The 16,014-nt window shown below is 73.3% G+C and carries 12 protein-coding genes and 1 pseudogene; 9 read left to right on the forward strand and 4 right to left on the reverse strand.

Translation table 11 applies throughout. From position 1 onward, the window contains the following. Nucleotides 1-216: 216 nt before the first annotated feature. The 4 genes from V6U79_RS07090 (at nt 217) to V6U79_RS07105 (ending at nt 6,879) form a co-directional block, all read left to right on the forward strand. On the forward strand, nt 217-2,523 hold the full coding sequence (locus V6U79_RS07090) for an immune inhibitor A domain-containing protein (protein WP_334530760.1): 2,307 nt from the start codon (nt 217-219) through the stop codon (nt 2,521-2,523). Between the two features lie 337 nt (nt 2,524-2,860). Further along, on the forward strand, nt 2,861-5,248 hold the full coding sequence (locus tag V6U79_RS07095; protein ID WP_334614162.1) for an immune inhibitor A domain-containing protein: 2,388 nt from the start codon (nt 2,861-2,863) through the stop codon (nt 5,246-5,248). Between the two features lie 201 nt (nt 5,249-5,449). Further along, nucleotides 5,450-5,872, forward strand: a complete 423-nt coding sequence (locus tag V6U79_RS07100; RefSeq protein WP_334530758.1) for a hypothetical protein — start codon at nt 5,450-5,452, stop codon at nt 5,870-5,872. 74 nt (nt 5,873-5,946) lie between these two features. Continuing rightward, nucleotides 5,947-6,879, forward strand: coding sequence for an alpha/beta fold hydrolase (locus V6U79_RS07105; protein ID WP_334530755.1), 933 nt, complete (start codon nt 5,947-5,949; stop codon nt 6,877-6,879). A gap of 4 nt (nt 6,880-6,883) precedes the next feature. On the opposite strand, the gene V6U79_RS07110 is transcribed toward V6U79_RS07105, so the two are convergent. Both V6U79_RS07110 and V6U79_RS07115 read right to left on the reverse strand, forming a co-directional pair. Further along, nucleotides 6,884-7,249, reverse strand: a complete 366-nt coding sequence (locus V6U79_RS07110; RefSeq protein ID WP_334530771.1) for a UCP033725 family protein — start codon at nt 7,247-7,249, stop codon at nt 6,884-6,886. After that, a complete protein-coding gene (locus tag V6U79_RS07115; protein ID WP_334613993.1) occupies nt 7,246-9,993 on the reverse strand; it encodes an SseB family protein in 2,748 nt (915 codons plus the stop codon). Before V6U79_RS07115 ends, V6U79_RS07110 begins: the two co-directional genes overlap by 4 nt. Before the next feature lie 153 nt (nt 9,994-10,146). Here V6U79_RS07115 and mycP point away from each other — a divergent pair, with 153 nt between their 5' ends. Next, entirely contained in the window at nt 10,147-11,367 is a 1,221-nt protein-coding gene (mycP, locus tag V6U79_RS07120) for a type VII secretion-associated serine protease mycosin (protein ID WP_334530749.1), read from the forward strand. A gap of 107 nt (nt 11,368-11,474) precedes the next feature. Here mycP and V6U79_RS07125 read toward each other — a convergent pair whose 3' ends face one another. Beyond that, complete coding sequence (locus tag V6U79_RS07125) at nt 11,475-11,768, reverse strand: WXG100 family type VII secretion target (RefSeq protein WP_334530747.1); 294 nt, start codon at nt 11,766-11,768, stop codon at nt 11,475-11,477. A gap of 26 nt (nt 11,769-11,794) precedes the next feature. Then, a complete protein-coding gene (locus V6U79_RS07130; protein WP_334613994.1) occupies nt 11,795-12,112 on the reverse strand; it encodes a WXG100 family type VII secretion target in 318 nt (105 codons plus the stop codon). A 306-nt stretch (nt 12,113-12,418) separates the two neighbouring features. Between V6U79_RS07130 and eccE the strand changes: the two genes are divergently transcribed. The 4 genes and pseudogenes from eccE (at nt 12,419) to rarD (ending at nt 16,011) form a co-directional block, all read left to right on the forward strand. Continuing rightward, entirely contained in the window at nt 12,419-14,233 is a 1,815-nt protein-coding gene (gene eccE / locus V6U79_RS07135) for a type VII secretion protein EccE (RefSeq protein ID WP_442933751.1), read from the forward strand. A gap of 53 nt (nt 14,234-14,286) precedes the next feature. Further along, a complete protein-coding gene (locus tag V6U79_RS07140; RefSeq protein ID WP_334530741.1) occupies nt 14,287-14,673 on the forward strand; it encodes a phage holin family protein in 387 nt (128 codons plus the stop codon). Between the two features lie 184 nt (nt 14,674-14,857). Further along, a pseudogene (locus V6U79_RS07145) lies at nt 14,858-15,091 on the forward strand (GNAT family N-acetyltransferase); the annotation flags it as partial. Next, complete coding sequence (gene rarD, locus V6U79_RS07150) at nt 15,088-16,011, forward strand: EamA family transporter RarD (RefSeq protein ID WP_334613995.1); 924 nt, start codon at nt 15,088-15,090, stop codon at nt 16,009-16,011. The pseudogene V6U79_RS07145 and the gene rarD, both read left to right, overlap by 4 nt. Nucleotides 16,012-16,014 lie beyond the last annotated feature (3 nt).

Genomic DNA, 16,014 nt, shown 5'->3' on the forward strand with positions numbered 1-16,014 from the left:
CCGTCACGCTCCGCGATCGTGGCCGAAACGTGACGTGAAGATGCGGCGCATTCACGCGGCGTTTAGCGATGTTTTGACCGGTAATGATGGCCGGTTACCGCAGTAATTGACCCGTGACAAGAGTCGCAACCTCTGCCATGGTGAGTGACGCATCACATGACACCACCCGCTTCGGCAGGCACCGTCATGTAACAGTTCCACAAAGGAGGAGGACCTTTGAGGAGACGAGTCACGGCGGGCCTGGCTTCGGCTGCGGCCGCGCTGCTGGCGGCCGGCGTCGTCACGGCCCCGGCCTCCGCCGCTCCGGCGGCGGAGCCCGCCCCCGGCGCCGACCGGGCGAAGCACGGCAGGGACAACCTCCCCGATCCGAAGGCGGATCAGCAGCGGGAGGTGCGCAAGCAGGCCATCGCCGACCTGCTCCAGGGCAAGGCCAAGCTCCAGACGCGCAACGGCTCCAAGGTCATCCAGGTCAAGGACGACCTGTTCGTCGAGTACCAGCAGCCGCCGAAGACCGATCCGATCTTCACGATGCTGGTCGAGTTCGGTGACCGGATCGACGCCCGGACCGGTGGAGCTGCCGGCCCGGTCCGCAACGAGATCCCCGAGCCGGACCGCGACTGGGACGGCGGCGCCACCGACGACAACAGCACGCTCTGGCGGGCCGACTTCAACCGGGCCCACTACCAGGACATGATGTTCGGTCCCGGCGAGTCGATGCGGGACTTCTACGCCAAGCAGTCCGGCGGGCGCTACACCGTCAACGGCGACGTGAGCGACTGGGTCAAGGTTCCCTTCAACGAGGCGCGGTACGGCAGCAACGCCATCTCCGAGGCCGACGGGTACTGGAACTTCGTCAAGGACAGCGCCACCTCCTGGTACGACGCCCAGATCGCGGCGGGGAAGACCCCGGCCCAGATCAAGGAGTACCTGGCCCAGTTCGACATCTGGGACCGGTACGACTTCGACGGCGACGGCGACTTCAACGAGGCCGACGGCTACATCGACCACTTCCAGGCGGTGCACGCCGGCGAGGGCGAGGAGGCCGGCGGCGGCGCCGAGGGCGAGGACGCCATCTGGTCGCACCGGTGGGCCGCCTTCCCGAACCTCGCGGGCTCCGCGGGTCCGGCGGGCAACCTCGCCGGTGGTGTCCAGATCGGTGACACCGGCATGTGGATCCGGGACTACACCACCGAGCCGGAGAACGGCGGCCTGGGCGTCTTCGCCCACGAGTACGGCCACGACCTCGGCCTGCCGGACCTGTACGACACCGCCGGTGGCGACAACGGGGTCGGTTTCTGGAGCCTGATGGCCTCGGGTTCGTGGCTCAGCCGCGGCAAGGACGACATCGGGTCGACCCCGGGCTACATGGACCCGTGGTCGAAGCTGTACCTCGGTTGGCTGAACCACTCGACCGTGGCGTACGGCAAGGGCAGCACCCAGGTGACCCTCGGCCCGGCCGGTGACAGCGACGGGCCGAAGGCCCAGGCGGTCGTGGTCAACCTGCCGGCGCAGTCCCAGACCACCTCCTACAACACCCCGTTCGCCGGGGCGAACGAGTGGTGGGGCGGCAGCGCGGACGACCTGAACACCACCCTGACCCGCCAGCTGGACCTGACCGGGGCGACCTCCGCGTCGATCACCGCGAAGGCCTGGTACGACATCGAAGAGGACTACGACTACCTCTACGCCGAGGTGTCCACCAACGGTGGCGCCACCTGGGCTCCGCTCAGCAACTCGCTCATCGACTCCGGTGAGACCGGGGTCGACGGCTCCACCAGCGGCAACTGGGTCGACCTGAACTACGACCTGTCGGCGTACGCCGGGCAGACCGTGCAGTTCCGCTACCGCTACCAGACCGACGGCGGCGTGCACCTCGCCGGCGCGTTCCTGGACAACGTGTCGCTGGTCAGGAACGGCGCCGCCGTCTGGACCGACGGCGCGGAGACGCTGGACGCGGCGTGGACGGCCAAGGGCTTCACCCGGATGACCGGCTCGGTGACCGCCACGTACCCCCGCTTCTACATCGCGGAGAACCGGACCTACCTCGGGTACGACGACACCCTGCGGACCGGTGGGTACAACTACGGCTTCGCCACCACCCGCCCGAACTGGGTGGAGCGCTTCTCCAACCACCAGGGCATGCTCGTCTGGTACGTGAACTACGCCTACGGCGACAACAACACCTCGGAGCACCCGGGCTACGGCCTGAACCTCCCGGTGGACGTCCGCCCGGGTCAGATCAAGGTCGACGGCGTGGGCACCATCAGCAACCGCCGTAACGGCTACGACGCGACCTTCAGTCGGTACGCCAAGCCGGCCCAGACCTTCCACCGCAACGGTGTTCCGGTCACGGTCCCGGCGCTCGAGGCGAACCCGGTCTTCACCGACAGCGGGGCGAACAAGTACTGGAACAACAGCAACCCGTGGAACTCGGTGAAGGTGGCCGGCACCGGCACCCGGATCGAGATCCTGAAGCAGGGCACCAACCCGACCGACGACATGGTCGTGAAGGTCACCAACTGATTGACTGATCAACGGTTGGACGGCGGGGCCGGTGGCGAATGCCACCGGCCCCGCCTGCTTTGCAGGCCACCGCAAACTGATCGAAAACTGTCACTGCAATTGCCGCCGTCGAGATCCCCGCCGCTCATGGCCGTGGATGGGAAGTCCGATTGTGACGGTGAAAAGCGTCCCCAACAAAATCTTGCAACAAATCGACGCGCACGTCTTCCCAGTGGTCCCGGCAGTGTCTATGTTCACCATTGGTCCCACCGGTGTCGCCGGTGGGGCGTATCCACCGGCCTGTACCCCCGTTGGGCCGGTTCCCTCACACCGGAGGTACCACGTGCGCAAAGTCGCAGTGGGTCTGCTCGGGCTTTCGCTGACGGCGACAGGTCTGGTGACGGGCACGTCCGCCAGCGCCGCGCCGACGCCGAAGTTGCCGGCGGCCGCCCCGTCGGTCGCCGAACCCGCCCACACGGACCACGATCTGCCCAACCCGCTCGAGGACAAGCGGCGGGCGCTGCGCCAGGAGGGCCTCAGCGAGGTTCTCTCCGGCAAGGCGAAGGCGCAGAAGATCAACGGCAGCACGGTCGTCAAGGTGGGCAAGACCCAGGCTGACGGCCCGAACGCCCGGGTGGCGTCGGCCGCCGGCCAGACGGAGGACCAGTACGTCGAGCTCGCCCGCAAGCGGACCGACAAGATCTTCGTGATCCTCGCGGAGTTCGGTAACGAGCGGCACCCGAACTACCCGGACCAGGACACCGACCCGGACACCCCGGGCCCGACCCGGTTCGACGGGCCGCTGCACAACGAGATCCCGGCTCCCAACCGCGCGGTGGACAACTCCACCGTCTGGCAGGCCGACTACAGCGCTGACTACTTCCGCAAGCTCTACTTCGGAACCGGTCAGGGCGACGAGTCGCTGAAGCAGTACTACGAGGCCCAGTCCTCGGGTCGCTACAGCGTCAACGGCACCGTCACCGACTGGGTCAAGGTCCAGTACAACGAGGCCCGGTACGGCCGATCCGACGGCTACCCCTGCGCCTCGAACGTCTGCACCAACACCTGGGCGCTGGTTCGCGACGCCGCCAACAAGTGGGTCGCGGACCAGAAGGCTCAGGGTCGCACCGACGCCCAGATCGCCGCCGACGTCAAGGCGATGGACGAGTGGGACCGCTACGACTTCGACGCCGACGGCAACTTCAACGAGTCGGACGGCTACATCGACCACTTCCAGATCGTCCACTCCGGCGGCGACCAGGCCGACGGTGACCCGTACCAGGGTGAGGACGCCATCTGGAGCCACCGCTGGTACGCCTTCGCCTCCGACCAGGGCAGCACCGGTCCGGAGAACTTCCCGGCCGGCGGCACCCAGATCGGCACCACCGGCGTCTGGATCGGTGACTACACCATCCAGCCGGAGAACGGCGGCCGGAGCGTCTTCTACCACGAGTACGGCCACGACCTCGGTCTGCCGGACGACTACAACGTCACCAGTGGTGGGGACAACAACAACGAGCACTGGACCCTGATGGCCCAGAGCCGGCTCGGCGCCAAGAACGACGGTGGCATCGGCGAGCGCGGCGGCGACCTCGGCGCCTGGAACAAGCTCCAGCTCGGCTGGCTCGACTACGAGGTCATCAAGGCCGGCCAGCAGCGCACCCTGGATCTCGGTCCGCAGGAGTACAACTCCGCCAAGGCGCAGGCCGCCGTGGTGGTGCTGCCGCAGCGGGAGTACACCTTCCAGAACGGCAAGCCGTTCGAGGGGACCAAGCAGTACTTCTCCGGCAACGACGACGACCTGAACACCACGATGACGCGGACGATCGACCTCACCGGGAAGACCAGCGCCGCGCTGACGATGAAGGGTCGCTACAACATCGAAGAGGACTACGACTACCTCTTCTTCGAGGCCTCGACCGACGGTGGCCAGAGCTGGACCACGCTGCCGGGTACGGCCAACGGCAAGGCGCTCAAGGAGATCTCGGCCGGGCGCTTCGCCCTGGACGGCTCCAGCGGCGACAAGTGGGTCGACGTCAACATCCCGATGGACGCCGCGGCCGGCAAGGTCGTGCAGTTCCGGCTGCGCTACCAGACCGACGGTGGTGTCTCCTCGGGCGGCTTCTACGGTGACGCGATCACCATCACCGCCGACGGGCAGACCGTGCTCAGCGACGGTGCCGAGGCCGGCGCCAACGGCTGGACCTTCAATGGCTGGACCAGCGTTGAGGAGACCTACAAGCGCAAGTTCGACAACTACTACATCGCCGGCAACCGGTCGTACGTCTCGTACGACCAGTACCTGAAGACCGGCCCGTACTTCTTCGGCTACGCGAACACCCGCCCGGACTACGTGGACCACTACGCGTACCAGGAGGGTCTGCTGATCTCCTACTGGAACCTCCGGTGGGCCGACAACGACACCTTCGTCCACCCGGGCGAGGGTCGGAACATGATCATCGACGCGCACCCGCGGCCGATCTACAACCTGACCGGCAACCCCTGGCGGGCCCGCGTCCAGGTCTACGACGCGCCGTTCAGCCTCAAGAAGGCGGACTCGTTCACGCTGCACATCAACAGCCAGCCCTCCTACATCCGGGGCCAGGCCGCGCAGCCGCTGTTCGACGACACCCAGAAGTACTGGTACGAGGAGCTGCCGAACCACGGTGTCAAGCTCCCCGCCACCGGCACCAAGATCCGGGTCCTGAAGCAGGACGGCACCTCGATGAAGGTCCGTTTCTCCTGATCCGCTGATCAGCGTTCCACCGATGCCCGGGCAGGTCACCTGCCCGGGCATCGCCCTTTCCGACCACCGGCACGCGGGACGGAACCGCGCAGGCTCCCGGCGAGTCCCATCCGGGTGACACCACGAACCGCCGCCCTGCCGGCCGCTCTCGCGCTGGCGCTGCTCGTACCCCTGGCGAGCTGCGCCGGGAACGGAGACCCCGTGTCCGACGACCCGACGCCGCCCCGCCCGCCCGCCTCGACCGGCGCGTCGTCCCCCCCACCGTCCCCGCCCGCGACCGCGCAGTCCGGCCCACCGGCCGGCTCCCCGGTCCCGTCCGCGGGCCGGCCCACCCCGCTCTCCGCCACCGAGCCGCCGACCCTGCCGCGACCCCCCGGGCCGCCGAAGAAGCCCACCGACAGCCGGGTGACCGACGTGCTCGCCGGCCGGATCACCCGCGGCGGCTCCGGCCCCTGCTACGGCCTGGTCACCGACGACGGCCGGGAGTACGCCCTGCACGGCAGCGGGATGGGCACCCTCGGCACCGGCACCACGGTGCTGGTCACCATCGCGCCCCCCGACCCGGCCCACGACTGCGGGCCGGGCACCCGCGCGAGCATCGTCAAAATCAGCCGGGTCGGCTGACCCGACCCGGCGCCGCGACCACCCACCGGGTCGCCGAGACGGTCAGTCTGCGCCGGGGTCCTAGGCTGTGCCCCATGACCGAGCAGCGTGGCGGACCCGTCGACGAGTCCTGTGTCCTCACCGAGGGGCCGTGGACACACCGCTTCGTCGGAGCCAACGGCACCCGGTTCCACGTGGTCGAGGCGGGCACCGGCCCGATGGTGCTCTTCCTGCACGGCTTCCCCGAGTACTGGTGGGCCTGGCACGAGATGCTCCCGGCGGTCGCCGACGCCGGATTCCGGGCGGTCGCCGTCGACCTGCGCGGCTACGGCGCCAGCGACAAGCCACCCCGGGGGTACGACGGCTACACCCTCGCCGCCGACGTGGCCGGCCTGATCCGGGCCCTCGGCGAACGCTCCGCCACCCTGGTCGGCGCGGGCGCGGGCGGCATGGTCGCCTGGACGGCCGCCTCGTTCCACCCGACCCTGGTACGGCGACTGGTGGTGCTCGGCGCGCCGCACCCGCTGCGCCTGCGGGCCGCCCTCTTCGCCGACCCGCGCGGGCAGTTCGCCGCCTCCACACCGGCGCTGAAGTTCCAGCTGCCCCGGTACGAGCACGTGCTCACCCGCAACGGCGCGGCCAGCGTCGAGGAAATGCTGCGCCGCTGGGGCGGGCCGGACTGGGTGGCCGGGCCGGAGTTCCGCGCGTACGCGGACCACTGCCGGGAGGCCATGCAGATCCCGCAGGCGGCCTTCTGCGCGATGGAGGGCTACCGGTGGGCGTTCCGGTCGGTGCTGCGCCTGCACGGCTACCGGTTCGTCCGGCTGATGCAGAAACCCCTGGTCACCCCGACCCTGCAACTGCACGGCGCGCTCGACGTCGCCGCGCTGCCCCGCACCGCCCAGGGCTCCGGCCGGTACGTCGTCGCCCCGTACGAGTGGCGGCTGCTCGACGGGGTCGGGCACTTCCCGCACGTGGAGGCGCGGGACGTGGTGCTCGGCGAGATCCTGCGCTGGACGAAGTCCTGACCGCTCAGACCCGCTGCTCGCGCAGGTCGGCGACCTCGGCAGCCGGCGCCCAGCCCTGGTAGACGCCGAAGTCGAAGACCTCCAGGCCCATCGCCTGGGCCACCGGCCACCGGCCACCGGTGTACTCGACCCGCAACCAGCCGTCGTGCTCGCCGAGCACGATGAACGGCTGCCCCTGCCAGGTGCAGGTGGTCCGCACGTACGCCAACCCCTCGACCTCGGCGGCCGGCAGGACCCGGACGTGCCGGCCGGGGCGTACCTCCTCGAAGCCCTCGGCGGGCTCCGACTGGTAGATCCGGACGTCGTCGCCGTCCGGACTGGCCTGGTATTCCCGGCCGCGCCAGCGGACCACGTAACCGTCGCGCATCAGGGCTCACCCACCTGTCGCCAGAGCAGCGCGTCGGTGTCGAGGATGGCGATCACCCGCTCGGTGCCGTCCGCGCCGATGCGCCACAGCTGCGCGCCGTGCGGCAGCCGGGCGCTGTCCACCTTGAACTCGGCCACCACGTCGCTGCTCTCGCCCGGGGCGAAGCCGTTGCCCCGGAACGGCGCCCGCTCGATGACCCAGCCCTCCATCGCCCGCATGGCGGCCTCGTTCTGCCCGCCGTACGGGATGCGGTAGAGGCTCGGCCGGTACGCCGGCCAGCGCAGCACGTAGATCCGGTCGGCGTCGCGGGCGAAGGGGGAGCCCGGGTAGCCCAGGCCGAGCGCGTCGTGCAGCTGGGCCGGGGTGTTCAGGTGCGCCAGCTCGTTGGCCCGGTGCACGAAGCCGGAGACCCGGTCGTACCCGCGCTCCAGGTAGTAGGCGAGCTGGCTCGGCGCCACCGCCTTCTGCATCGCCACCGGCCGGGTCGGGTCGGTGACCGGCGGGGCGTAGCGGGGGCGCTCGACCGGCTGCTCGGCGGCGGTCGCCTCCGGCTCGACGTCGGCGTCGTCGCCCAGCCCCACCTCGGCGGCCCAGTTGGCCAGCCCGACGATCTGCTCGCCGGGCAGCTTGGCCCCGATCGGGCTGCCCGGGTTGACCGCGAACGACCAGGCCGGGTCCGGCCAGCGCCGGATCAGCTGCACGAAGCGGACCTCGACCGTCTCCACCGGCTCACCGCCGTGGTCGGCGAGCCGCTCCGGCGAGGTGTGCACCACCACGTACTTCTCGCCGTCCAGCTGGTCGGTGCGCCACACGAAGCCGGGATCGCCCGGGCGGCTGCCCGGCGCCGAGTCGGGCGCGACCGGGAGCAGCACCCGGGCCAGCAGCAGGGTGGAGAGGAAGGTGTCGGTGCTGCCCGCACCGGCGGCGTTCAGCAGGTTCTCCTCCACGTCGTTGGCCGGCTGGAACGCGAGCAGCTCGGCGGCCGTACCGGTCGGTCCGGTCGGCGTTCCCGCAACGCCCTGGGAGGTGGGAGCGGCCGACGGCTCGGCCTCGGCGGGGGCGGCCGGCTCGGCCTCCGGAGCCGGGGAGACCGGAGCCGGCGACACGAAGGCGGGCGAGACCGGAGCCGGGAAGACCGGGGCCGGGGCCGGTGACGCCGGGGCCGAGGGAGCAGGAGCTGGCGAGACCGGGGCGGAGGAGGTGGGAGCCGGGGAGGCCGGGGCGATCGGCGGGGACTCGGCGAAGATCCCACCGCCGGCCGGTCCGTTCCGGGTCGCCGTGCCGCCGCCCGGTACGGGTCCGTCCCCGACGGTGGCCGCCGACGACGCCGGGAGGTCCCGGGACTCGATGACGGTGCCCTCGATGACGATGGGCGTGAAGCCGCGGCGCGGCGCCGGGGGCCCGGAGACCGGCTCGGCGATGGACGGGGGAAGCTCCTCGGTGACGTCCGGCCCGGGCGGCGGCGCGGACCACCCGGCCGGGTCGGGGAGCGGCTGGGTCGGTTCCTCGGCCGGCGTCGGCTGCCGTCGCGGTAGCGCCTGGGTCGCCTCGACGCCGGGCGGGGCAACCCGGAACGCCCGGGTCGGTTCCTCCGCCAGAGGGTCGGGCCGGCGGGCCGCGACCGGTGGTTCCGGTGCCGGAATCGGCTGGGTGGCCTGCTCGTCCGCCGTGTCGACCCGGAACGCGCGGGTCGCCTCGTCGCCCGGGGCGGTGGCGGGCCGGCGCCTCGGGAAGGGCTGCCCACCGAGCCCGGGCCGGGGCGGGACGGCCCGGTCCCCGGAGCGCAGCGGGTTGTCCCGCACTGCCCGGGCCGCCGCGGCACGCGTGGAGGCGGGCTCGAAGAAGGAGGTACGACCGTTGGTCCCGGTCGCGTCGGCCCCCGTGGAGGCGGGCTGGCCGAGGCCGCCGAGGTGACGCCGCCGGGAAGCGCCCAGCCAGGCCGGCTCGGTCGGGGCGGCGGCGGGACGGCCGCTCGCCGGGACCCCGTCGCGGGGCGGCCGACCGTCGACGACGACGTCGGTGCCGGCCGGCTGGCCGGCGTCGACGGGATCGCCGCCCGTCGGGCCGCCGGCGCCGGCCGGGCGGCCCGCGTCCACGTCGGACGAGCGGGGGGCCGGCACGTCGGTCGGGTGCGGCGCCACCGGTACGCGCGGCGGCGCGGTGGGCGGCGCGGACCCGCCGGGCGGGTCGCCGACGGCGGTCGATGGCGCGGCGGTCCGAGGTACCCCGCCGGACGCCGTCCGGTCGGCGGTGTCGGACCGGCCCGCCGTGGGCTCGCGACCGGACCCGCCGTCGGCCCGGGCCCGGGCCAGCGACTCCGCCCGCTCCAGCCGGGCTCGCGCACCCAGGGTGCGGCCGGGCAGGCGGACGTCCCCGCGGGAGAGCTGGGAGACGAACCAGGCCGGTAGGTAACCCTCGACCGGCAGGCCCGGGTTGACGGCCAGCCACCACTCGTGGTTGGGCCAGGCGGCGGCGAGGTCGGCGAAGGGGCTGCGCCGGCTCGGGCCGGCGGTGGCGCCCAGGCAGGCGTGCAGCGCGGCCAGGGAGGTGAAGGCCAGCACGTGGGTCCGGCCGCCGGTGGTCCAGGTGCCCCAGCCCATCGGCACTTCGCCGGCGAGGGCCTGCGCGGAGACCGGGAGGAACAGCTCGGTCCGGGCCAGGACGCGGAAGTAGAGTTCCTGGTCGTTGGCCCGCAGCGCGTCCCGCAGCGCCACCTCGGCCTCGGTAGCCGGCTCCCAGTCGGTCACGGCCACCTCTCCTCCCGCGAACAGGCCATAGGCATCGCGTACAACCTACAAGGTGGGAACGCGATCACAATGGCTGGACGGCGGCGGCCCGCCGGCCATACCCGTGAGGCGCTAACATCCGGTTCCGGAGTCGACACGATACGGAGGCGGTCGATGTCCCGACCCGGCGCGCGATCGGCCCTCACGAGCGTGGCGACGGTCCTGCTCGCCGCCCTGCCCGCCCTCGCCGTGTCGTCGGCCACCCCGGCGCGGGCCGCCGCGCCGGCCTGCGCCACCCCACTCGCCCCCGTCCGGCCGGTCGCCGCCGCCCCCTGGCCCCAGCAGCGGTACGCCCCGGAGCGGCTCGCCCCCCTGGCCACCGGCGCGGGGATCACCGTCGCGGTCGTCGACTCCGGCGTCGACAGCCGGCATCCGCAGCTGCGGGGCCGGGTGCTCGACGGCGCCGACTTCCTCGACCCGGGCGGGGACGGCACCCGGGACTGCGCCGGTCACGGCACCGGGGTGGCCAGCATCATCGCCGCCGCCCCGGGCGCCGGGGTCGCCTTCCACGGGCTCGCCCCCCGCGCCCGCATCCTGCCGGTACGGGTGAGCGAGCAGCAGGTGGTCGAGGGGCGCGAGTCGGGACGTACGGTCAGCGCGGCCGACTTCGCCCGGGCGATCCGGTGGGCGGTGGACCACGACGCCGACGTGCTCAACCTCTCCGTCGTGCTGTACGCCGACGACCCGGCCGTCCGGGCGGCGGTCGCCTACGCGGTACGCCGGGACGTGGTCGTGGTGGCCGCCGCCGGCAACCTGCACGACAACGGCGACCCACGCCCCTACCCGGCCGCGTACGACGGGGTGCTCGGGGTGGGGGCGATCGCCCCCGACGGTTCCCGGGCGGGCTTCTCCCAGACCGGCCCGTACGTCGACCTCGTGGCGCCGGGTGGGGACGTGCTGATGGCCGCCCCGGTGCAGGGGCACCTGCGCGCCGAGGGCACCAGCTACGCCACGCCCTTCGTGGCGGCGACCGCGGCGCTGGTCCGCCAGTACCGGCCGAGCCTGACCGCGGCCCAGGTGGCGCAGCGGATCGTGGGCACCGCCGACCCGGCGCCGGGCGACGACCGGGGTGGATACGGCGCCGGGGTCCTGAACCCGTACCGCGCGGTCACCGACGCCGGCTCGGGCCCGGCGGGGCGGTCCGTCGCGGCGACGCTGCCGGCGGACCGGCCCGACCCGGCGGTGCTGGCCCAGCGGGCGCGCCGGGCGGCCGCGCGGGATCGCGCCGTGCTGGTGGCCACGGTCGCCGGAGCCGCGGTGGTGGTGGCGGTGCTGCTGGCCGTGGTGCTGCCCCGCGGCACCCGCCGCGGCTGGCGTCCCGCCGGGCCGGCCTGACCCGCCCGACACCGGGATTCCGCCGCCCGTAGCCGGGGCTCCGCCGCTGCGGCGGGAACGACGGTGGCGGCGCCGACGAGGTCGTCGGGCGCCGCCACCGGGCAGGCTCACTGGAACAGGCCGACGTTCCGCTTCTCCGTGTTGAGGTAGTCGGACGCGGAGTCGTCCACCGCGAGCTTGATGTCGCGCAGCATCGCCTGGAGGTCCTGCGAGGCGGACCGCCACCGGGCCTGCCGCTGCTCGTACGCCTGCTGGGCGTCACCGGCCCAGCCGGCCACCAGCGGAGCCGCGTCCCGCTCCAACTGGCCGAGCTGCGAGTCGAGCGTGTTCAGCGCCTTCTGGATGTCCGCGCCGGCCTGCTGCAGCGCGGCGAAATTGACGACCAGCACACCGTGGTCCATCGGATGCTCCCTCTCCCGGGTTCTGGTTACAGCGGCAGCTGGATGCCGCGGTTGGTGCCGGCGACCCGGCCGGCGGCCTCGGAGTCCGAGACGTCGTACTGCTGGCCGGCGGTGCGGATCGCCGACGCGGTCTCCCGCAGGGCTCGCTGCAACGCGGCCTGATCCTGCGACCACTGCTGCTTGACCTGCTCGAACGACCGCCCGCCGGCGCCGCGCCAGGCCTGCTGCAACACCTCCAGCTCGGCCATCAGGCCGCTGAGCATGCTCTGCAACGACTGGTCCACCTGCTCGAACTTCGCGGCGGTCTGCTGCATCACCGCGGCTTCTGCCTGGGTCTGGGACACCCGGACGTCACCTCGTCTCCTCGGTCGGGCTGGCCGTCGGGACGCCCAGGGTGGACGTCGCTCGTGCCGGTCGCCGGGGTCGGTGGCCCACGACGGCGACGGTCAGCGGAACTCGTCGCTGACGGTAGCGACCCGATCGCGGTTCTGCTACCCCGTCGGCCTCCCCTGTGGACAACCGTGGGATCCGTGACGTCCGCCCGCACCCCTACGATGGGTCACGCCGCCGTCGCGGAGCGGTCCGTGTCGCGGGTGGCCGGGCAGCCGGGGCGGCCCGAGGTGTCGAGCTGAGGAGAACCGGTGACGGTCATGACGACCGGGCGCGCGCAGCGGCCGGCCCCGCGCCAGCCTTTGCCGCCACAGTGGATGCCGGCCGCCGCCCGCCCGTCGGGGGCCGTCCGGGCCGGTCAGGTAGTGGCGGCGCAGGTCGCGCTCGCCCTGCCCGCCACCGCGCTGGGCCGGGGCGCCGGGCCGATGCTGCTCGCCCTCCTCGGCAGCGCACTGCTGCTCGTCACCGCCGGGTGCCGTTGGCGGGGCCGGTGGCTCTTCGAGTGGCTGGCCACCGCCGCGGGGTACACCACCCGGCGGCACGGCCTCGACGCCGGGGCCGGTCCGGCGGAGCTGCTCGCGCTGGTGCTGCCCGGGGCCGCGATCCGCCCGGTGGAGCTGGCCGGCGGCCCGGCCGGGGTCATCGACGACGCCCACGGGCTGACCGCCCTGCTCGAACTGGGCGACCCGGGTGACCTGCTCGGTGACGGGCCGCGCCCGCTGCCGACCCCCGCCGCGCTGCTGCCGGCCGGCGCGCCGGAGCACCCTCCCGTCCGGCTTCAGCTGCTGCTGCACTCCGCGCCCGCGCCGGCCCCCGACACGGCGGGCGGCACCGCGGGCACCTCGTACCGGCAGCTGACCGAGGGACGGCTGCCCGGGCAGGAACGGGCGCTGCTCGCGGTCCGGGTGCTGCGGGTGGACGGCTGGTCCGACGAGGAGCTGCGCCGGGCCCTCTCCGGCACGGTCCGGCGGATCGTCCGCCGGCTCGGGCCGGTCACCGCCCGACCGCTCGGCGAGCACGCGGCGCTGCGCGTACTGGGGGAGCTGGCCCACCACGACGGCGGGCGGCCGACCCGGGAGACCTGGCAGTCGGTCAGCTCCGGCGACCTGCGCCAGGTCGGCTTCCGGTTGCGGCGCTGGCCGGACCCGCGCACCGACCTGGGCCGTCGCCTGGTGCCCCGCCTGCTGGCCCTGCCCGCCACCGCGACCAGCGTGGCACTGGGCGCCGGGCCGCGAGCCGGCGCCGACTCCGCGCCCGTCCCGGTCGAGCTGACGGTACGACTGACCGCCCGCACCCCGGCCGAGCTGGACACCGCGACGCAGGCGCTGTACCGGCTGGTGGCCGACGCCGGCGCCGAGCTGCGCCGGCTCGACGGAGAGCAGTTGGACGCGCTGGCCGAGACGCTGCCGCTCGCGGTGGCCGGCGTCCCGCCGGCGGCGGGGGACGCGGAGCCGCTGGAGCTGAGCCTGGGCGACGCCGGGCTGATGGTCGGCGCGAACCGGCACGGGGGCGCGGTGACCGTCCGGCTGTTCCGCGCCGAGGGCACCCGGCTGGTGCTGGTCGGCGGGGTGCGCGCGGCCCAGTTGCTGGTGCTGCGGGCGATGGCGCTGGGCGCCCGGGTGGTGGTGCGGACCGGCCGGCCGCGCGGCTGGGAACCGTTCGTCCGCGGGATCGGCGGCGTCGGGGGCGGCATCGCGGTGATCCCGCCCGGGCGGCCGGTGGGCGGGGCACCGGCTTCGCCGCTGTGCCCGCTGCTGCTGGTCGTCGACGCGGGCGCGGGGGACGCCGAGCCGACGGCGGGGCCGGCCTGGCAGGCCACCCTGGTGGTACGCGACGAGCTCACCCCGGCCGACGCGGACACCCTGGGCCGGGCCGACCTGGCGGTGCTGCAACCGCTGGACCCGCGGGAGGCCGCGCTGGCGGGGGCGACCCTGGGGCTGGGCGGCTCGGCGGAGTGGCTGACCCGGATCCGCGACGACATGGTGGCGGTGGTCAACCGGCGGGCGCTGCGCTGGGCGCTGCTCTCCCCGACCCCGATCGAGTCGCAGCTGATCGGTCGGCCCGCTCGGCGCTGAACCGGTCATGCGGAGGGTTCCCCGGGTGGATCTCCCGTGGCACGATCCCCGCCATGGGTTTTCTGAAGGGCCTTCTGATCCGGTTGGGCTCCACGGCGGTGGCCTTCTGGCTGGCGACGCTGCTCATTCCGGGCATCACGCTCGACTCCGACTCGGCCGTCGAGACGGTCACCACGCTGCTCCTGGTGGCGGTGATCTTCGGAGTGGTCAACGCGGTGCTCCAGCCGATCATCAAGAGCGTCGGGTGCGGCTTCTACCTGCTCACCCTCGGGCTGATCGCCCTGGTCGTCAACGGCCTGCTCTTCCTGCTCACCAGCTGGATCGCGGACCAGGCCGGGCTGCCCTTCCACGTCGACAGCTTCTGGCCTGAGGCGGTGCTCGGGGCGCTCTTCGTCGGCATCGTCACCTGGATCCTCGGCGCCGTACTCGACCGCGACTGACCGCTGCCCGGCCGCCCGGACCGCAAGGCACCGGTCCGGGGGCCGGGCGGCCGGGCGGGATCCGAACACCCGCGCCGGCCGGCGGACGGGAATTGGCTGGCGCGGCGGCGGGACGGTCGGGCTAGCGTCGCGGGATGTCCACCGTGACCCGCGCCGACGGCTACCGGCTCAGCACCACCAGAAGCGGGGACGGGGCCTGGGGAGCTGGCTCGCCGCTTCGGCCCGCGACCACCTGGCCGAGCTGGGCGTACACCGGATCCTGCTGGCCACCGTCGACGCGCACGGCGTGTACGCGAAGCTGGGCTTCGGCCCCGTGAAGCCGGAGCTCTGGATGGAGCTGGACCGGCGGCAGGCGCCGGTGAGCCCGCTCACCGGAAAGGAACAGAGCCCGGAATCGCCCCTTACGGTGGAGGGGTGAATCCGGTCCGGCTCGGCTACCTGTACGGCCTCGGCGCCTACCTGCTCTGGGGCTTCTTCCCGATCTACCTCAAGCTGCTGCGCCCGGCCGGGCCGGTGGAGATCCTCGCCCACCGGATCGTCTGGTCGGTGCTCTTCGTCGCCCTGCTGCTGGCCGCGCTACGCAACATCGGCTTTCTGTACGCGCTGGCCCGCCGGCCCCGCACCCTGGCCGGGATCGTCGCCGCCGCCGCGCTGATCGCCGTCAACTGGGGCACCTACATCCACGGGGTGAACTCCGACCGGGTGGTGGAGACCGCCCTGGGCTACTTCATCAACCCCCTCGTCGTCGTGCTGCTCGGCGTCTTCGTACTGCGCGAGCGGCTCCGCCCGGCGCAGTGGGCCGCGCTCGGCGTCGGCGCGGCGGCCGTCGCCGTGCTCACCGTCGACTACGGCCGCCCGCCGTACCTCGCGCTCACCCTGGCGTTCAGCTTCGCCGGGTACGGGCTGGTCAAGAAGCGCCTCGGGCTGCCCGCGGCGGAGGGGCTCTTCGTCGAGTCGGCGGTGCTGGCGCTGCCCGCGCTGGTGTACCTGGGGTGGCTGGCGGGGCAGGGACGGGCCACCTTCGGGCACGTCTCGGCCGGACACACCGCGCTGCTGGTACTGGCCGGAGCGGCCACCGCGATCCCGTTGCTGCTCTTCGCCGGAGCGGCCAACCGGCTGCCCCTGTCCAGTCTCGGCATGCTCCAGTACCTCGCCCCGATCCTCCAGCTGGGCTGCGGCGTGCTGATCTTCCACGAACCGATGCCGCCGGCCCGGCTGGCCGGCTTCGCCCTGGTCTGGGTGGCGCTGATGGTCTTCACCGCCGACGCGCTGCGGCACGGCCGGCGGACCCGCGTCGCCGCTCGTGCCGCCGCCCCGGTCACCGTCGCACCTCGGTGACCG

Source organism: Micromonospora psammae (genome assembly GCF_036902725.1).
Classification (GTDB): domain Bacteria; phylum Actinomycetota; class Actinomycetes; order Mycobacteriales; family Micromonosporaceae; genus Micromonospora.